The 18,920-nt window shown below is 69.1% G+C and carries 14 protein-coding genes and 2 pseudogenes; 7 read left to right on the top strand and 9 right to left on the bottom strand.

What is annotated here, in order from left to right; translation table 11 throughout:
* Nucleotides 1-215 precede the first annotated feature (215 nt).
* The 4 genes from E4J16_RS01275 (at nt 216) to E4J16_RS01260 (ending at nt 3,107) form a co-directional block, all read left to right on the top strand.
* A complete protein-coding gene (locus E4J16_RS01275; protein WP_136313029.1) occupies nt 216-1,112 on the top strand; it encodes an ABC transporter ATP-binding protein in 897 nt (298 codons plus the stop codon).
* Nucleotides 1,109-1,894 (top strand): ABC transporter permease, encoded by a 786-nt coding sequence (locus E4J16_RS01270; protein ID WP_136313028.1) that lies wholly within the window; start codon nt 1,109-1,111, stop codon nt 1,892-1,894. The genes E4J16_RS01275 and E4J16_RS01270 overlap by 4 nt, the downstream gene beginning before the upstream one ends.
* Before the next feature lie 156 nt (nt 1,895-2,050).
* On the top strand, nt 2,051-2,692 hold the full coding sequence (locus tag E4J16_RS01265; protein ID WP_136313027.1) for a hypothetical protein: 642 nt from the start codon (nt 2,051-2,053) through the stop codon (nt 2,690-2,692).
* Between the two features lie 85 nt (nt 2,693-2,777).
* Complete coding sequence (locus E4J16_RS01260; RefSeq protein ID WP_136194185.1) at nt 2,778-3,107, top strand: transcriptional regulator; 330 nt, start codon at nt 2,778-2,780, stop codon at nt 3,105-3,107.
* Nucleotides 3,108-3,402: 295 nt separating this feature from the next.
* Here the strand turns inward: E4J16_RS01260 and E4J16_RS01255 are convergent, their stop codons facing one another.
* The 6 genes and pseudogenes from E4J16_RS01255 to E4J16_RS01240 all read right to left on the bottom strand — a co-directional run bounded on the left by E4J16_RS01255 (nt 3,403) and on the right by E4J16_RS01240 (nt 11,636).
* Nucleotides 3,403-4,233, bottom strand: coding sequence for a uracil-DNA glycosylase (locus E4J16_RS01255; protein ID WP_204519904.1), 831 nt, complete (start codon nt 4,231-4,233; stop codon nt 3,403-3,405).
* Nucleotides 4,234-4,236: 3 nt separating this feature from the next.
* Entirely contained in the window at nt 4,237-7,197 is a 2,961-nt protein-coding gene (locus E4J16_RS15505) for an Lhr family helicase (protein ID WP_240038208.1), read from the bottom strand.
* A 211-nt stretch (nt 7,198-7,408) separates the two neighbouring features.
* Nucleotides 7,409-10,018, bottom strand: a pseudogene (locus tag E4J16_RS15500) (DEAD/DEAH box helicase); the annotation flags it as partial.
* A 52-nt stretch (nt 10,019-10,070) separates the two neighbouring features.
* Nucleotides 10,071-10,205, bottom strand: coding sequence for a hypothetical protein (locus tag E4J16_RS15895; protein ID WP_275669569.1), 135 nt, complete (start codon nt 10,203-10,205; stop codon nt 10,071-10,073).
* Between the two features lie 169 nt (nt 10,206-10,374).
* Complete coding sequence (locus tag E4J16_RS15495; protein ID WP_240038207.1) at nt 10,375-10,629, bottom strand: hypothetical protein; 255 nt, start codon at nt 10,627-10,629, stop codon at nt 10,375-10,377.
* A gap of 632 nt (nt 10,630-11,261) precedes the next feature.
* Entirely contained in the window at nt 11,262-11,636 is a 375-nt protein-coding gene (locus E4J16_RS01240) for an SdpI family protein (protein WP_136313025.1), read from the bottom strand.
* Between the two features lie 404 nt (nt 11,637-12,040).
* Here E4J16_RS01240 and E4J16_RS01230 point away from each other — a divergent pair.
* Nucleotides 12,041-13,128 (top strand): annotated as a pseudogene (locus E4J16_RS01230) (ABC transporter ATP-binding protein); the annotation flags it as partial.
* A gap of 166 nt (nt 13,129-13,294) precedes the next feature.
* On the opposite strand, the gene E4J16_RS01225 reads toward E4J16_RS01230, so the two are convergent.
* Entirely contained in the window at nt 13,295-13,765 is a 471-nt protein-coding gene (locus tag E4J16_RS01225) for a helix-turn-helix domain-containing protein (RefSeq protein ID WP_136313024.1), read from the bottom strand.
* A 74-nt stretch (nt 13,766-13,839) separates the two neighbouring features.
* Here E4J16_RS01225 and E4J16_RS01220 point away from each other — a divergent pair, with 74 nt between their 5' ends.
* Complete coding sequence (locus E4J16_RS01220; protein ID WP_168709437.1) at nt 13,840-16,491, top strand: excinuclease ABC subunit UvrA; 2,652 nt, start codon at nt 13,840-13,842, stop codon at nt 16,489-16,491.
* 133 nt (nt 16,492-16,624) lie between these two features.
* Nucleotides 16,625-17,158, top strand: a complete 534-nt coding sequence (locus E4J16_RS01215; protein WP_136313023.1) for a hypothetical protein — start codon at nt 16,625-16,627, stop codon at nt 17,156-17,158.
* Nucleotides 17,159-17,478: 320 nt separating this feature from the next.
* Here E4J16_RS01215 and E4J16_RS01210 read toward each other — a convergent pair whose 3' ends face one another.
* On the bottom strand, nt 17,479-17,739 hold the full coding sequence (locus E4J16_RS01210) for a type II toxin-antitoxin system antitoxin (RefSeq protein WP_136194179.1): 261 nt from the start codon (nt 17,737-17,739) through the stop codon (nt 17,479-17,481).
* 30 nt (nt 17,740-17,769) lie between these two features.
* Nucleotides 17,770-18,735 carry an SPFH domain-containing protein gene (locus E4J16_RS01205; protein ID WP_136313022.1) on the bottom strand — a complete coding sequence of 322 codons (966 nt, stop codon included), beginning with the start codon at nt 18,733-18,735 and terminating at the stop codon, nt 17,770-17,772.
* Nucleotides 18,736-18,920 lie beyond the last annotated feature (185 nt).

Raw genomic sequence — 18,920 nt, 5'->3', positions numbered from 1 at the left:
AACCGCGCGGCCGTTCAACGCTGCCTACCGCCAAGACCGGCCTGCTAGCACCCCGGCCTGCGGGCAGCGCTTACCCCGCTCACCCCAGGCCTGCGTAGCCGCCACCCCGGAGCAACCCGACCTTCGCGCGCAAGCACCGACCAGGACCGAACGACCCTCTTGACACTGGTCACTCTACGCAATAGAGTCCTCTACACAATCGCGTAGGAGGTGTCATGCGGCTCGACTTCGACACACCCGTGGCGCTTGAGAACGTAGGCAAGCGCTTCGGCCAGGTGCACGCACTCACGGGACTCAACCTCCAGATAAGCGCTGGCGGGACCGTGGGCCTGCTCGGACCGAATGGATCGGGCAAGACCACACTTCTCAGCCTGATCGCCGGCCTGCGCCGCCCGAGCGCCGGAGAGGTCAGGCTGTTCGGCGCCGATCCACGCAACCCCGAGGCCAGAGTCCGCCTCGGAGTCACGCCACAAGGCCCCGGAATCGTGAAGAATATGAGCGTCCTCAAACTCGTGCGGTTCGTGGCTGAGCACTTCGCTGACCACGAAGCGCCCGAGGAATTGCTCAGCGACTTTGGCCTGGACCACCTCTCTAAGAAGGCCGCCGGCTCGCTATCCGGAGGGCAACAGCGGCTCCTGTCGGTCGCGCTCGCGTTCGTCGGCAGACCTCGTCTCGTGCTGCTTGACGAGCCGTCAACCGGATTGGACGTCACCGCGCGCAGACACTTGTGGGGCACCATCCAGGAGAGAGCGAGTCAGGGTGTCACGATCTTGCTTACAAGCCATTACCTCGAGGAGGTTCAGGCGCTCTCTGACCGTATCGTCATGATTCGCGAGGGCCACGTCATCGCGGACGACGACGCGGCCTCCTTCGTGCAACGCGCCGCCACCACCGTCATCCGCGTAACGACCGCCGATGACCGCGCACTAAGGCTCGCGAACATCCGCAGCGCACGTAGGGACGGCCAGGACGTCATACTTCACGTTGACGACGCCAGCAGCGCACTCCAGTCGCTCGCCGACGCGGACGTCCGTTACTCGGACATTGATATCCGCAGGCCAAGCCTGGAAGAAGCATTCGCCCAACTAACCACTGGCGGGGAGGTCTCATGACTACTGGCGCGGACCACGATGCGCGAATCAATCTTCAATCGCCGACGAGACTCGCATGGGAATGGACACGATTTGAGCTATCGACCTGGCTGAAAGAGCCCACCGCCGTAATCCTGAACATAGCATACCCATTGATCATGCTCATGTTCTTCTTCGTCTCCCCGATGAACATTCAGTCAGACCCAGAGCTCGCTCTCTCACTGATCGGATACCTGAGCCTGGTCGGCGTACTAATGGTGTGCACGAACTTCCCTGCCACAGGAGTGCCGGAGGCTCGCGAAAGCGATTTCTATCTATTCTCCCGCACACTGCCCACAGGGCCCGGGCCGCGACTGGTCGGCTGGATCGCCGCACCGATAGCATGCGCGCTGATCAGTGCAGTAGGAACATTCATCATCGGCGTTCTGGTTACCGCCGCCCAGCCCACGCCCAGCCAGTCGGCAGTAATCCTAGGTGTCGCACTAATATTGACCCTCCCAATCACAACACTAGGCCTCGCCCTCGGATTCCTCCTATCGAAGAAGACAGCCCTCGCCGTGAGCCTAACCGTCGCGTTCGCGATGATCCTCTTCGGCGGAATCAGCGGCATGCCGATGCCTCCGTGGGTCGACGCCGTTGCCAAGCTCCTGCCAACAGGCGCAGCCGGAGGGATCACCTCCGACTATCTGGCGAACCGGCCATTCAACCCGAGCAACCTAGCGGTCGTTCTCGCGTGGACTACCATTGCGACCGCCGTCTCGGTAGCGCTATACCGTCGCGACGAGGGGCGGAACTTCAGGTAGAGGAGAGACACACGGTTTCCACAATCTCCTAGTCACCGGCGTTCCACCACCACGGGAGTCCTTTTATGGGATGCCTTGATACGCCTCAGCCACGCAACGATCCCGGTGCGCCCACATCATGTAGACTGGCATGCCAGCGAAGGAGGCCCGAGCATCATGCCTAATGAAAGAGACGAGGCGGCGGCCATCGTTGAGCGCATCGACGAACTCCGCACGGCATTTCGCCGTCGCACACAAATCAACGACCGTTTCATTTATCTGCTCCTTGCAGCAACATACCTCTTGGCATTCGGCGGCCAGTACGCCCTGCAGCAGGCCTTTCCCGGCATCGGCGGCACGGGCTGGATGGTTGCCGTCATCGGCCCGGTTTCACTCCTCGTCATCTTAACCCACAGCTTCAAGCAGTATGACGGCATCCACGGGGAGGCCGCCAGAAGACCGACTTTCTTCGGCATCGCCTGGCTGTTTGGACTGGTGCTGACTCTGTCAATAACCGCAACTGTCGGCGCACAGTTGCCGGTCGATGACGTGGAGCACATCGCTTATGCTACTTCATGCATCTTCATGGGGGCTATCTACTTCTTATCAGGCACCTACTTCGGCGGTCGCCAGGAGAGTATCCTCGGCCTATGGCTGATCACAGTCGGCGGCGTCGGTATGCTACTCGGAATGCCGCTGATGCTCCCCACCATAGGTGTACTCTCGGCAGCCGGTTTCCTCACCTGCGCACTGGCGGCCAAGCCTCCCGCTCGAAGAGTCTCACTCATCGCTTCACCGGTCCGGCGTGGGCGACCCTAGGGCCCTTCCCGTAGGAACACGCGGCGCGCACAGCAGGTACAGGACAGGGGACCACCCTTATGCATAGCCCTCAAGGTATCATCTGATGTCTCCCATTGAGATGGATGAGTTGATCCACGCCCCGACGCGGCTGAAGATTATGTCGGCGCTGGTCGAGCTGGGCGAGAACAGCGAGATCACGTTCTCCCGCCTGCAGGACCTTCTTGAAATGACGCCCGGAAACATGTCCGCTCATATTAAGCGCCTTGAGCGAGCAGGCTACCTGGCAACAACCAAGACTTTCACTCGTCGCGGCGTCGCCCAGACACGAATCAGAGTCACCAGCCGGGGCGTCACGGCATTTGAAGACTACGTGCGCCAATTGCAGACCTTGATCAGAGCACCCTTGAACGCTCACACGCACGCGGAGCAGTGATAGCCAGTTCTTCGAGCGAGCCGGTTCGCCGTCTACTACGCGGGTTAGGAGTCTGTTGAAGGCCTCCGAGGCGTGTAACAAACTCCTAACCGGCGTACCCAACACCGAAGTGGCGTAGTAGAGAGCGCCCCGGGGTCGGCGTGGCCGACCGCTTGCTGGAGTGTCGCCGCCCCGCACGCCTACGCCGGCTGGCTACACCCGCGCGTCCCAAAAGACACTCCGCCTGCGTAGGCGCGCCAACGGCGCCCGCGGTCTCCCTCCGCCGCTGCGGTCGGGCCGACAGCGCCCGTGGCCGCTACAGGCCGGCCATCTCCTTGGCAGCCTCCAGGACGGCGTCGAGCATGTCGGCGGTGAGCCGCCCGGTGAAGGTGTTGCGCTGACTGGGGTGGTAGCTGCCGAGCAGCATCACTCCCCGCCCGTCGGGCCGGGCCAGTTCGGCGCGGACGCCGTGGCCGAAGCGCGGCTTGGGACGCGGCACCGTCCAGCCGGACTCCCGCGCCACCCGCAGCGCCGTGTCCCAGGCAATACCGCCCAGGGCGAGCACCACGCGCACCTGGCCGAGCAGCTCCAGCTCGCGGGTGATCCACGGCAGGCAGGTGGTCTTCTCCGCCGTGGTCGGCCTGTTGGCCGGCGGAGCACAGCGCACGGCCGACCCCAGACGCAAGCCGGTCAGCCCCTGTCCGTCGCCGGCAGCACGCGAGGTCGGCAACGCCGCCAGGCCGGCGCGATGGAAGGCGGAGAAGAGCCAGTCGGAGCCATCGCCGGTGAACATGCGGCCGGTGCGGTTGGCGCCGTTGGCGGCGGGCGCCAGGCCGACCACGAATATGCGTGCGTCCACGGGTCCGAAGCTCGGCGCGGGCCGACCCCAGTAGGGCTCGTGGGCGAAGGCGGCACGCCTCCCGGTGGTGGCGACCTCCTCCCGCCAGGCCACCAGCCGCGGGCAGGCCCGGCACACGCTAATGCGCGCATCGAGTCCGGCCGGATCAACGTCGGCGGCCAGGCGCCGCACCTCGTCGGCATCGCGGGCCACGGGCGTGTCGGCGTCGGCGGGGTCGTCGGGCCAGCCGCTCCCCGGCGGAACGGGCGAGTCGAACATGGCTCCGGTCAGCGGGTGCGGGTCGGGCACGGCTCAGCTCCGGTAGGGGTCGATGTGCAGACGCATGCCGCGCGGGTCGCGCACCAGCCCGGCCGTCGCCAGCAGGTCGCCGACCACCGGGTCGAGCGTGGAGACGCCGTTGAGGGCCTCCACTACGCGCTTGCCGGTGCGCGGGGCCTCCCGCAGCGCGGCGCGGGTCTCGGCGGCGACGACGGCGGCCAGCGCCGGTTCCAGTTCCGCCCGGATCGTGGTGTAGCAGGTGAGGGCGCGCAGCCGCTCGGCCGCGTGCAGCACCGGCCGCCCGCCGATCAGGACGACGCGCGTGCCCTGCCGCGCCGCCGGGCGCGGCAACTCGCCCGCCTCTGAGGCGCCTACGGCATCCGCGGCCCGCGCGGCCAAGTCGGGCGGCAGTACCGGCTCGGGCCAGGGGACGACGCCGCCCATGAGGCAGGCGGGGTCCTTCAGATCCAGCACCACCGACGGCTCGGAAGGCGCGGCGGACGCCGGCCCCGGCAGGGGCTCGAGGCTGCGCCCTGCCGACGGCGCCGGCCCCACCGCGGCGGGCTGCTCGGCGGCCACGGGCACGACGCCGCCCATGGCCTCGCCCGCCCCGGCCAGGGCACGCAGCCGGTCGACGGTCTCCCGGTCGGCGAACTGACTCGGCCCGAGCCCGGCGACGAAGGCGCCGCGCAGCACAACGCCGGTGTCCTCCATGCGTCGCAACACCGGCAGCAGCGGGGTGATGCCACCCGGGATACCGGCGGCAAGCGCCACGTCCCGGCTGACGACGCCGTAGCGGTCGAGCAGGGACTCGACGTCGGCCACGGCCTGCTCCTCGGCCGTAACCTGCGGCGGAGTGAGCCGGCGCCAGGAGGCGGTCGCAAGCGCGGCGGCGAGCGCCGGGTTGTCGGCCGCGGTCTGGCTGCCGCCTACGCCGGAGAGCCCACCGGCCGTCAAGGCAGATGAGGGCCGTAGAGCGTCCGGGGGCGGCAGCGGCCCCGACGCGGACGGCGTCGATTGCGCCGCCCCGGCAGATCCGGCCGGGCGGGTGCGTCCGGTGAGATAACCCGTGCGGTAGCCGCCGTAGCGGCGGGTGCGGCGACTGCGCACCCGCCTGGGCGGGGCAGCGGTCGGCCGCGGCTGGAGGAGCGCCCGCACCGGGGCAAAGGAGTCAGCCGTCAACCTTCCGGCACCCACCAGCGCCCACTGCTCCTCGGGGTCGAGCTCGTCCCGCCCGACCACTGCCCCGGCGACGGGCGCCAGCGGGGAGTCGGAGGGGAAGAAGGCGATTTCGCCCGGCGTGACCCCGTCCTGCGTCCGGCACACCCAGATCACGTCTCCGGAGCCGATGAGGTCGTCGAGTATGGCGGGGCGGTAGTCGGCCACGCGCGCCGGGAAAACCACGGATTCCCAGAGCCCGGCGGGCAGCCATACGCCCTCCAAGGCGGCAATCGCCTCCGCGAGCGCCTCCACGCCGCGCCCGGGCGCGACGCCGACGCCGAACGCGCCACTGCCGCTGCCGGCGCCAGGCGCTCCCGGCGAACCCTGCGCTCCCGGCGAACCCGCCGGCGCTGACGCGGCACCCGCCTCCTCCGCACGCGCAGTGATGCCGGCGCGCTCCAGCACGAGCTGCTGCAGGGCCGCGGGCGGCACCGGCTCGACGGCGGCCCGCGCCCTGGCCAGGGAGCGGTTGCGTACCCGGGTGAACACCTCGGGTGCCATCCAGCGGACCTGCGCGCCGCCGCTCAGACGCATGAGCGTGCCCTCGTCGGCCAGTGCTTTCAGCTCGTCGGCGGCCACGGACACGCCCAGCCCGAAGGCACGGGCCACCGCCTCGGCCGTCACCGCGGCGTGCGTGCGGGCATGGCGCAGCAGCAGCTCGGCCAGTGGCGTGCGGGACCCGGCGACAGACGAGGCCCCATCCGCCCAGTCGGGCACCGCGACGCCTAGGGCACCATGCAGCACCGTGGCGTCCTCCGTGCGCGCCCAGCACTCCCGCCCGCCCACGCGCACAGGGAAGGCGCGCCGTGCCCGTTCCAGCGCCGTGAGCCCGGCGCTTATGCCGGCGCCGTCGTCGCCCCGGCAGCGGGCGGCCAACTCCCCCGCCGACAGCGGACCGAGTTCACGCAGCAGGTCGGCCAGCCCCTCGGCGTCGGCCCGCGCTTGCCGCCCGGGCGCCAGGTGCTGCAGCTCGGACTCGACCCGCGCCATGACCTCCTCATCCAGCAGGTCGGCGATGCCGCCATCGCCCACGAGCTCGGCCACAGCGTCGGGATCCAGGGACAGCAGCTGGGCGCGGCGCTCGGCGTGCGGGAGGTCGTACTGGTACAGGAAGGTGCCGGTGTAGCCGAACAGCAGCGGCCCGGCGAAGGGCGAGGGCACCTGCGTGACCGCCTCGACCACGCGCGCGTCCCCGGCGGCCAGCCGCTCCATGAGGGCGCGCAGGGCGGGCAGGTCCCACACGTCCTGCAGGCATTCGCGAGCCGCCTCCACCAGCACCGGGAAGCGTGCGAACTGCCGGGAGGCCTCCTGGAGCTGACCGGCCTTCAGCCGCTGGAGCCACAGCGGGGTACGGCGGCCGGGGCGCGCGGAGGGCATGAGCAGCGCGCGGGCGGCGCACTCGCGGAAGCGGGCGGCGAACACGGCGGTCTGGTCCACCCGGGTGCGCACCAGCTGCTCGAGCTCGGCGGCGTCGAAAACGAACAGCTCCGCGCCCGGCGGCTGCTCGGTGGGCGGGGTCTGCAGCAATATGCCGTCGTCGGCGGTGACGATCTGCGGGTCGATCCCCAGCATGCGGCGGGCCCGCTCCTTGATCGCCATGGCCCAGGGCTCGTGCACGCGGCGGCCGAGTGGGCTGTGCAGGATCAGTCGCCAGTTGTCGGCCTCGTCCCGGCACCGCTCCAGCACCAGGTCGGTATCGGAGGGGACGACGCCGGTCGCCGCCCGCTGCTCGCGCAGCAGCGCCACCAGGTTGGCCTGCGCGCCGGCGTCCATGCCGGCGCGGCGCAGGCGGTCGGTCAGCTCCGTGGGGCGGGTCCCCGAAGCCGCCGTCGCCCAGGGCCGCGGCCGCCTGCCGCAGGAAGGCGCCCTTGGCGGCACCGGTGGCGGCCGGGCGGCCAGTCCCCTCCCCGCGCCAGAAGGGCAGCCGGGCGCTGCGGCCGGGGGCGGGGTCGACGACGACGCGGTCCGCCCCGATCTCGCGGATGCGCCAGGAGGCGGTACCCAGGGTGCTCACGTCCCCAACGCTGGACTCGTTGACCATCTCCTCATCCAGCTCCCCCACGCGGCGGCGGCCGGCGGCGGCGTCGCCCTCGGGCAGCATCACCGGGAACATGCCGCGGTCGGGGATGGTGCCGGAGGCGGCGACGGCCAGGCGCTGGGCATTGGGGCGGGCGGCGAGCGCGCCGGTGGACCGGTCCCAGACGATCCGTGGGGAGAAGTCGCTCAAGTCGGCGGAGGCGTAGCCGCCGGCGAGCAGGTCCAGCACGGAGTCGAAGGCGGTGCGGGGCAGGTCCCGGTACGGGGCGGCGCGGGTGACGGTGGCGTACCAGTCGTCGGCGGTGCGGTCCTCGACGGCGACGGCGGCCACCGTCTGCTGGGCGAGCACGTCCAGCGCGTTGGACACCAGGGCGGTGCGTTCAATGCTGCCGTTGCGCATGCCCTCGGCCGCGACGACGGCGTCCACGAGCTGGGTGCGTTCGATCGGGTAGATGACCCCGCGGGGCCGCCCGCCGACACGGTGCTCGGCCCGGCCCACGCGCTGCAATCCGGCTGCGACCGACGGCGGGGGCGCCACCTGGAGGACCAGGTCGATGGAGCCCATGTCGATGCCGAGTTCCAGGGAGGCGGTGGCCACCACGCAGCGCAGCTCGCCCGACTTCAGCTCCTCCTCGACCAGGCGGCGCTGCTCCTTGGACACCGAGCCGTGGTGGGCCTTGGCGATCACCGGGGCGTCGGCGGGCAGGGGCTGGGTGTGCTGGGAGGCGCCCATCTCCCAGGACTCGTGGTGGCGGACGGGTTCGGGGATGCTGGGTGGCAGGTCGACCGGGGCTGCGGCGGCGGACCGGTCTGCGGCGGTGGCCCGGTCTCCGGCCCGAGCGGCCACCGGGGCGGACGCGGCGCCTCGTTCGGCCAGGTGGGCGGCGTAGGCCTCGTTCAGGTGCGCGGTCAGGCGCTCGCACACGCCCCGGGAGTTGACGAAGATCAGCGTGGTGCGGTGGGTGAGGACCTGCTGCAGCAGGGCGTGCTCGATATGCGGCCAGATGGAGGCCGTCATGCGGGCCGGGGCGCCCGCGCCGGCGGATCCTCCGGTGCCGGCGATCTCGCCGGCCATGGCGGCACGCAGGCTGCGGTCGCTGCGCCAGGTCTGCCGACTGCCTCTGCCGCCAGCGGCGCCGGTCGGGCCGTCCGGGCGAGTGCCGCCTGCCCGCACCCCTCCGCCTGGGCCACGGCCGATTCCCGCCCCTCCGCCTGGGCCCCCACGGCCGGGTGCACCCCGCAGGGCGCGCTCGTGGCGGTCGAGCGTGGCCGGGACGCGGGCCATGTCCGTCACGGGCACGGCGACGGTCACATCGGGAGTGGCGTGGGCGGCGTCGTCGGCGATGATGCCGACCGGGTGGGGGCCGCCCAGGAAGCGGGCGATCTCCTCGGGTGGGCGGACCGTCGCAGACAGGCCGATGCGCTGCGCGGGGCGGGGCAACAGCTCGTCCAGCCGCTCCAGTGACAGAGCCAGGTGGGTGCCGCGCTTCTGGCCGGCGAAGGAGTGGATCTCGTCGACGATCACGGTGTCCACGGTGCGCAGCGTCTCGCGCACCGCGCTGGTGAGCATCAGGTACAGCGACTCCGGGGTGGTGATGAGGATGTCCGGCGGGCTGGTGCGCAGGCGGCGCCGCTCGGCGGGGGTGGTGTCTCCCGTGCGCATGCCGACGGCGATCGGTGCCGCGGGCACGCCCAGTTCCGCGGCGGCCGCGGTGATGCCGGCCAGGGGACGGCGCAGGTTGCGCTCCACATCGGCGCCGAGGGCCTTGAGCGGGGAGATGTACAGGACCCGCACCCCGCGCCCGCGCGGCTGCTGGACGGGGCGGCGGTCGGCCGGGATGGCACCGGCCGGGGCGGCGTCGCCGGGGGCGGGCTCATCACCCCGGGCCATCTGCGCCACGGGGCGGGAGAGGTGGTCGATGGCGGACAGGAAGGCCGCCAGGGTCTTGCCCGAGCCGGTGGGGGCGATGACCAGGGCGTTCTCGCCGCGGCCGATCGCCTCCCAGGCGCGCCGCTGCACCGGCGTCGGCCCGGTGGGGAAGGCGGCGTCGAACCAGGCGCGCGTGGCGGCAGCGAAGGCAGCGGGCAGTGTCGGCGGCATCGGGGCCAGGATAGGCGCGGCCGCCGACAGGAAACGGGCTCTTCCGGTTTGGGGATGTGGTAGCTGTTGTTTAAAGCCGCCGTTGTGGATGAGGCTGCGGATGGCGGTTGTTGGTCGGGTTTCTGAATCCGCGGATGATGCCGCGTAGGTGTTCCAGGCGGGGCGTTGGTGTTCTCGGTGGGGCCGTCGGAGGTTCCGGGGTGGCCGGTAGTAGGCCAGGATGTCATCGCGCCGCTGGGCCAGGGTCTTGCCCAGCGAGGCGATTTCTTCGAGGGCGTCAGGCACACCGGTCTTGAGTGTCTGCATCACCTTCTCCATTCGGGTCTTGCCCTGGGCGGGGTTGCTGGTCCGGTAGGCGGCCATGATCTTCTGATGCACAGCCCAGGCAGCCTCTACCGGCATGTTCCGGGGCTCAGCAAACAGTTGTCCGAGACGCTCCCAGCGCCTGTCGCCCACCAGCCCCGCCCCGGTGCGCAGCAGCCTGCGGGCCTTGTACAAGGGGTCGTCCTTACGACCCCACCGCCCGGTGATCTGGCTCTTCCGGTTTGCGTGTCATGGTGCGGTTGGCTGAGGCGATGCTGGTGGTGGGGTCGTCGTAGGTGGTGCGGATGAGGCTGATGGCCAGGTTTCTTAGGGTGGCCATGACCTGGGGGCGTTGCCGGGGAAGTCGACCCACGTGGGTGCTTGGGCGGCTTTGATGGGGCGGCGCACCCTGCGCCTATGGGAGGTGTCCACCCCGGTGACGGCGGGGACGTCGGCCCAGGGCAGGGCCTTGAGCTTAGCGCTGAGACTGGGCTGGTTGTTTTTGACGGTCAGCAGGTAGTCGGCGCCCCGGTTGCGTATCCATTCGGCTGTGCTGGTCTGGGTGAGCGCTGGGCGTCGGCAGTGATGACGGCGCCGGTAAGGTCATGGCGTGCCAGTAGCTGTTTCAGGGCTGGGATCTGGCTGGTCTTGTCTTCTAAGCGCTGCTGGGCGAGCACCGCACCGGCCTCCTGGTCGAGGGCAGCCAGCAGGTGCGGCACCCCACCACCGCCAGCGTCCCCGCTGCCGTTCTTGGCGCCGCGCATGGTCTTGCCCGCTGGACCGCGCTCACGCGGTGCCCGCTTATGGTGCCGGTGCGGGTGAGCATCTACGAGGCGATATGCGCGTCCAGATCGTCTACGTCCATGCCCGGCCAGGGTGTGGCCGATAGTGGACTGCCGACGGCAGCGGTCGGTCCTGGCGGATGCCGAGTTCGGCCAGTTCTTGGGGTTCAAGGTCGTGGGCGTGCTCCCAGATCGCCAGCAGGGTGCGGCAGCCGGCCAGTACTCCCACCGCGGCCAGGGCCAGCAAAGTGTCCAGCCGGTGATGGCGCCCGCGCCGGTCGCGGGGGGTCTGCGACAGTGGCGAACATCCCGGTCAGGGGCTGGCACGACAAGGCAGGAGTGGGGGCTGATGACACAGCGGCGCGAGCTTCCAAGGCAATAGTTTGTTTGAACACCTCCATCGTCTCCGGAAGATCGCGCCGTACCCGCACCAACACACCGAAAATCCCTAACAACCCCCAACCCAGACACCGACTTTGCTGAGCCCCTGGGGGTCGTCCTAATCCGTTCCGGTTTGCATGCGGGTGACACAACGGTCAAGTGCAAGAAGTCGCACACCCGGGGGGCTCTCTAGGACTGTCGCTCCGATCGCCCGATCAGCCTCGTTGGTTTCTTCAATACTGGCTCCGGGGTTGTCTTCTGCTGGCAGTTGTTGAGGCGTGCCACATCATGGCGATACAAAGAATCATCTGCACTATCGATATTATTACCGGAACGATGAACGGAATGACTTCGGGGATAATTGCTTGAACAACAAACAGCATTGCCGAATCGAAAGCCACCGCGCCCATAATCAGTACAGGTCGAGCGGATGCAGATTGTATCTGGCGCCAATCCGCTTCCGAGCGATAGGCTTGGGGTGTGCGTACGCCAACAAACGAGTTAGGCTTAAGGGTGCCTTTTCTCATCTTCAGTCCGACAACAGTGCTCAGAATTGCAATGAAGACCATTAAGCACGCGAGCACCACGCTTGAGGCGAGATCCGTCAAGGCCCACCTCCTGAGAGTGACGCTTCAGGGTGCTGGCGATAATGTTACGCCTCGCTGCGCTCAGGGCCAAGTGTTCGACGAGGCTCATCTCAGGTGCCCGCGAAAGTGGTTCGGTGCCTCATCTAGAACTGCCCGCGAGAGTCGCGGATCGTGGTGGGCATGCGGTGGTGAGTTGTTTGGTGCAGGCCAGGGCTGAGATCACTAGGAAGTACGCGGGGGCGTATGCCAAGGCGTCCAAGAAGGACAAGGGGAGGATGCCGGGGTGAGGTGTGCGCGGTGACCGGATGGAGCCGGGATAACGCCAGGCGACGCCTGAGGGCGGATGACACCGCAACCGTGCACACCGCCGGCCGGTAGACCGCCTCAATGCGGCGATAACCCCGCTGGCACTCCTGATATACGCCTTCTGGATCGACTGGCGACTGGGACTGCTGCTCACGCCGCCGCGCCGGGGCTCGTCGTCATTCTGCGCGCCTCTCAGGCGCTGATTGGCCGCGGCAAGGCGGTCGCGGAGCCCGCCGAGCGCGAGCTGGCGGTGCGGATCGTGGAATTGACCCGTTGTCAGGGCGCCCTGCGTCGCGCCATGTGGTGGGAGGGTGCCGGGGGCCTGCTCAGCGGCGCCTTCACCCAGGTGATCGTCGTCGCCATGATCGCACTCACCGCCGTACTGGCGACCTCGGGCGCACTGGCGGCACTGCCCGCAATGGCCACGATCGGCATGTGCCTGCGCTTCACCACCATGCTCAATGACATCGGCACCGGCATGATCGGCATGGAGGACCGGCGCGAGCAACCCGTGCTGCGCGGAGTGAACATGCACGTGCCCGCACGCTCCATGTGCGCCGTCGTCGTACCCTCCGGCAGCGGGAAGACGACGATCGCCCGGCTGATCGCCCGCTTCTGGGACGTGGACGGCGGGAGCGTGCGGGTCGGCGGCGCCGATGTGCGGCAGATGCCGACCGCACAACTCATGGGGCAGGTGTCCATGGTGTTCCAGGACGTCTACCTGTTCGATGACACCCTGGAGGCGAATATCCGGGTCAGGCGTGTAGACGCCACCGGCGCGCAGGTGCAGTGGGCCGCCGAGCTTGCCGGCGTCACCGAGATCGCGAACCGTCTGCCCGGAGGATGGCAGGCCCGCGTGGGAGAGGGCGGACGCGCCCTGTCCGGTGGGGAGCGGCAGCGGGTGTCGATCGCCCGGGCCTTGCTCAAACGTGCCCCGATCGTTCTGTTCGACGAGGCGACCAGCGCGCTGGACGCCGAGAATGAGGCGAATGTCGTCGCCGCAATGGAGCGGCTGCGGCGCGCCTCGACACTGGTGGTCATCGCCCACAAGTTGGAGACCGTTACGGCCGCCGATCAGTTGGTTGTTCTGGGCGCCGACGGGCGGATGGTCCAGCACGGGCGGCACGACGAACTCGTCGACGCCCCCGGCCCCTACCAGGACTTCTGGCGCCGACGCACCCGAGCCGCCGGCTGGCAACTGGTGTAACAGCGGGTGTAACCGGTGCCGGGCAGCCATTGGAGTTCATCAAGACCACTCGGCCCGTCAAAGACGTTCTACCCCTGCCGACTCCTCGATCAGTCGGTCCAGGATCTCCGGCACCCTCTGTGTCACCGCCCAGAACAGGTCATCATTCATCGACTGACGGCGTCGTTCACAGCGGCACCGCCTCTCGGACGGCGCTCTTGAGGGCATCGGGCACCGAGGTATCAGCCACCGCCTCAACTGGGAATCCCGTGAGCTCCTCAACCTCGGCGGCGAAAAGGGCCAGATCGAACAGGTCGGTGCCGGGGGCGGGCGTGACCAGCAGATCAATATCGGAGTCGAAGGTGTCCTCACCCCGCAGCGCTGAGCCGAACACCCGCGGGTTCGACAGGCCGTGAGCCCTGGCACTGGCGCTGATCTCATCGGCGTGCATGGCCAGCGGGATGGACGGGCGGTAGTCGGCCGCACGCAGGACGCGTTCCAGCATTTCGTCGGAGACGGAACGCCTGCCCGACTCCATCTGGGCCAGACTCGGCTGGTGCAGGCCAGCACGTTCAGCCAACTGGGTCTGTGTCAGCCCGGCATCACGTCGCGCGGCACGGATGAGCTCGGGCGCCGCATCAATGTTGAAGCGCCTCATGCTCAATATGTATAGCAGGGACGCTATTACGCTGCGGCGTGTTTGTGTCGGCGCCTCGACGTAGCCTGAGCCCCATGCCAGCCACCGCGCCCGCCAGCGCCGTACCCGCCAGCACTGCCCCGTCCAGCCCGACCACCATCAGTGTGCGCGGCGCCCGCGTGCACAACCTCAAGAACATCGACGTCGAGGTGCCGCTGGGGAAACTGGTGACGGTGGCGGGCGTGTCCGGGTCGGGCAAGTCCTCCCTGGCCCTGGGGGTGCTCTACGCGGAGGGCGCCCGCCGTTACCTGGAGTCGCTGTCCACCTACACGCGCCGGCGCCTGACGCAGGCGGCCCGCCCCGACGTCGACGAGGTCCTCCACGTCCCCGCCGCCCTGGCCCTGCACCAGCGTCCACCCGTACCCGGGGTGCGCTCCACCTTCGGCACCTCCACCGAGGTGCTCAACTCGCTGCGCCTGGCCTACTCGCGCCTGGGCTCGCACTGCTGCCCCAACGGCCACCCCAATGCGCCCAGCACCGACGTCGCCCTCGAGGTCCCCACCACCTGCGCCACCTGCGGGGTGGAGTTCTACGGCCCGGGCGCCGAGATGATGGCCTTCAACTCCGAGGGTGCCTGCCCCCGCTGCGAGGGCACCGGCGTCGTGCGCACCGTGGACGAGGCGAGCCTGGTGCCCGACGAGTCGCTGTCCATCGATGAGGGCGCCGTCGCCCCCTGGCAGAACCTGATGTGGTCGATCATGAAGGACATCGTGCGGGAGATGGGCGTGCGCACAGATGTTCCGTTCCACGAGCTGACGGAGCAGGAGCGGGAGATCGTGTTCCACGGCCCCGCGGAGAAGCGACACTTCTTCTACGTCAACGAGAAGACCAACACGGCCGCCGAAATGGACTTCACCTACTACAGCGCGGTGCACACCGTGGAGAACGCGCTGTCCAAGGTGAAGGACGAGCGCGGCATGAAGCGGGTGGAGAAGTTCCTGCACGAGGCCGTCTGCCCGGACTGCGGCGGCTCCCGCCTGTCCGCGGCGGTGCGCTCCACGAAGGTGCGCGGCATCGGCCTGGACGAGGCGTGCCGCCTCCCGCTCGGCGACCTGGTGCAATGGGCGGCCGGCATCCCGGACACCATGCCGCAAGAGCTGGTGGCGATGGCCCGACAGATCGTCGACGAGCTGACCGTCACCGCCCGCCGCCTGCTGGATCTGGGCCTGGACTACCTGAGCCTGGACCGGGCCTCCTCCACCCTGTCCACCGGGGAGCGGCAGCGCGTCCAGCTGGCCCGCGCCGTACGCAACCGCACCACCGGGGTGCTCTACGTGCTCGACGAGCCGAGCATCGGCCTGCACCCGGCCAACCTGGACGGTCTGACCGGCGTGGTGCGGGACCTGCTGGCGGACGGGAACTCGGTGCTGGTGGTGGATCACGACGTCGCCCTGCTGCGCGAGGCCGACTGGCTGCTGGAGATCGGTCCGGGCTCGGGGCAGGCGGGCGGCGAGATCGTGGTCAACGAGCCGGTGGAGCAGGCGGTTGCCCACCCGGCCAGCCGCATCGCCCCGTTCATCACCGGCCGGGCGGAGGTCGTCTGCCGCGAGCGGGCCGAGGCCGAAGCGGCCTTCACCCACGGCGCCATCCACCTGGAGACCGCACCGATCCATACGGTCCACGCGCTCGACGTCGCCATCCCCGAGCAGCGACTCACCGCCGTGACCGGCGTGTCCGGCTCCGGCAAGACCACCCTGGTGCTGGAGTCGCTGGTGCCGGCGCTGCGCGCACTCGCCGACGACGCCCCCCTGCCCGCCCCGGCCACCTCCATCCAGACCGAGCAGACACAGCGAGTGGTCGTCGTCGACGCCTCCCCCATCGGCACGAATGTCCGCTCAACCGTGGCCACCTACTCCGGGGTCATGGACGAGCTGCGGCGCGTGTACGCGCGCACCCCGGCCGCGCGCCAGGCGGGGTTGAAGGCCGGCGACTTCTCCTACAACACCGGCTCGCTGCGCTGCGATCACTGCGACGGTACCGGCCAGATCGTCCTGGATGTGCAGTTCCTGCCCGACGTCGACATCGTCTGCCCCCACTGCGACGGCTCCCGCTACGGCGACGCGGCGCGTGAAATCCGCCGAGTGCCGGGCGGCGGGGCCGCAGGCGCCCGGGCGGCGGGCGACCGGCAGGCCGACGGGGGCGACGGCCAGACCGACGGGGGCGACGGCGGCCGGGATGCCGCGGGACTGTCCCTGCCGGAGCTACTGGCGCTGACGGTGGACCAGGCCGAACGGGCCTGCGCCGACCTGCCCAAGGTGCGCCGCCACCTGCGCCTGCTGTCCGAGCTGGGACTGGGTTACCTGACGCTCGGGGAGACGACGATGGCCCTGTCCGGTGGCGAGGCGCAGCGGTTGAAGCTCTCGGCCGACCTGGGCCGCGACCAGCACGGCACGGTGTTCGTGCTCGACGAGCCGAGCATCGGCCTGCACCCGCTGGACGTGCGCGTGCTGCTGGGCGTGCTGGACCGGCTGGTGGAGCGGGGCGCAAGCGTGGTGGTCATCGAGCACGACCTGGACATGATCGCCAACGCCGACTGGGTCATCGACATGGGCCCGGGCGGCGGCGAGGCGGGCGGCCGCGTGGTCGCCGCCGGCACCCCGGAGCAGCTGGCCGCCGACGCCGAGCACACCGGCAGCCTCACCGGCCGCTACCTCGCCACCCACCTTCACCGAGGTCGGTCAAAGTAACCATCGAGATCGGTAGATATCACCACCGAAGTCGGTCGATATCACCACCGAAGTCGGTCGAAGTTGCAGCGGAGACGGGCACCACTCCCTCAAGCCCCAGCTGTCGCCAGCCCGCGCAGTAGGCTGAGAGTCGATGGACCCATTCGGCGCGGCCAGATACCGCATCAGCGCCATTGATCTGCCGCCCGAAGGACCGGACCACGAGATAGGGAGCAACCTCGGGGCCTATATGGTGACCTACCTTGTGGAGCCTGACGACGCTGCCGCGTACACCCTCGGGATTCACTCCGCCCGACCGGGTATTCGTGCTCTTACCGGGGTGTACGCGACACCGAAGGAGTGGGTCGCATGCATCATTAGTCGCGGCACACCGTTTCTAGGCGACACTCGTGACCCGCATTCATTCGTGGAGATCAGACAGGCCCGCCGCTCGGTTGTCGATACGCGGTACATTCAAGATCCGCGGCTGCTACTGCTCATCACTGACTTGAACATCGTGGCGGTGTCAGCGGCCGGCATTGCCTGGTCCACCGGTCGACTCGCGCTCGACGGAATAGATGTTGCCACAACACCGCGCAATGGGTGGCTTGTGTGTAGTCCGCGGAAGGAACCCGGCGATGTCCTGCTGGTCAATTTGCAGGACGGTCGGGTGGCTCTTCGGGTTTGAGGATGTCGAGGCCGGTTGAGGTCGGCGCCATCGGAGCTGCACAGACCGCCACTGCCCGCCCGACGGCCTGCGAGCCGGCTGTCCGGAGACGCGGTGTCCAAATCGATGACAAACGACCGTCGACGCCCGCCAGGCCCGATTCGGCACCCGCATAATTCCAACGATTCGTCCGCAGCCGCTAACACCGTCGAGCCCGTTTGTCATAGATCCGGACACCCCGACCCCACATCCGGACTGCGTCACGTCAGTCGACTGGTATGACCTCCACGAAGCGGCGGTCCTCCTTCGCGAGGGCCCACATCGAGCCCATCACCGCAGCGTTACCCGCCACCTGCCCCGACAGAACTCGCACCATCGCCATCCCGGGCGCCGTCGGCGCCCTCGACGTCCTTCCGGGGCCGGCCCCTGCCCCGCATGGGCGCGGCCTTGACGCCCCGACCGGCGTCGTCGAGCGCGCGCCGCAGGATGATCTCGATCTGGGCGTTGACCGAGCGCAGGTCGTCGGCGGCCCACTTGGCGATGGCCGCGTGGACCGCCGGATCGAGCCGCAGCAGGACCTGCTTGCGCTTACCGCCCGTCATCGGCGCCCTCCGTCACCGAGCCGACCGACCTCAGGCGTACAGGGAGCCGGCGTTGACGACTGGCTGCGTGCGCTGGTCGGAGCAGAGCACCACCAGCAGGTTGGAGACCATCTGGGCGCGACGCTCGTCGTCCATGGACACGATGTCGTCGGCCTCCAGCCGCTTGAGGGCCTGGTCGACCATGGTCACCGCACCCTCGACGATCTGCTCGCGGGCGGCGATGACGGCGCCGGCCTGCTGCCGCTGCAGCATCGCCTGGGCGATCTCCGGGGCGTAGGCGAGCGAGGAGATGCGCACTTCGATGATCTCCAGGCCGGCAATCGCCACGCGCGCAGCGACCTCCTCCGCGAGTTCGGCGGAGACCAGATCGGTGCCGCCACGCAGCGAGGTCTCGCCCGGGCCGGGCTCATCGTAGGGGTGAGTGGTGGCCACGTGCCGCAGCGCCGATTCGGCCTGCGCCTTGATGAAGTCCTCGTAGGCCTCGACGGCGAATACCGCGCGCGCCGTGTCGGCCACCTGCCAGACGACGATGGCGGCGATCTCCACGGGGTTGCCGTCCAGGTCATTGACCTTGATCTCGCTGGTCTCGAAGTTGTGGACCTTGATGGACACCTTCTTGCCGGATGTCAGCGGCGGCAGCAGGACCAGGCCGGTGCGGCGCACGGTGCCGATGTAGCGGCCGAAGAACTGGCGCACACTGGTCTGTCCCGGTGCGACCACCGCGAAGGACGTTAATAGCAATACGACCGCAAAGACGGCCCCGAGCAGACCCCCACCCGCGAGCGGGAGACCGCCACTCTCATCCCCTTTCTCTATCACCGTAATGCCGACACCGAAGGCGAGCACCGATCCGGCGAACACCAACAGCAACGTGAACAGGCCTAAGAAGGCAAGCCCGGAACCCACGCAGGTGACGGGCCTCTCCGCTATATCGACACGTCCTGCAGCAGGGACGGGGTCCTGCTGGGGAGCAGTGACGCGCGGCGTCGTGGACATGGCGACCTCCGGTTCCAGCCGCAGCGGCGGAGGTGAACCCTCCCGACTCCCGCAGCAGCTATAGCAATATGATAGCTATTTTTAGACGGGAGGCAAGCTCCTTCCCCTGCCACCACCCACCCGCAGGCCCACGCCTGTCACCAGATGCACCACTTTCAATCACATCGCGCGCACCACGCCGCCAG

Source organism: Actinomyces procaprae, assembly GCF_004798665.1.
In the GTDB taxonomy this organism is placed as follows: domain Bacteria; phylum Actinomycetota; class Actinomycetes; order Actinomycetales; family Actinomycetaceae; genus Actinomyces; species Actinomyces procaprae.
This window is presented reverse-complemented; position numbering and strand designations above follow the sequence as displayed.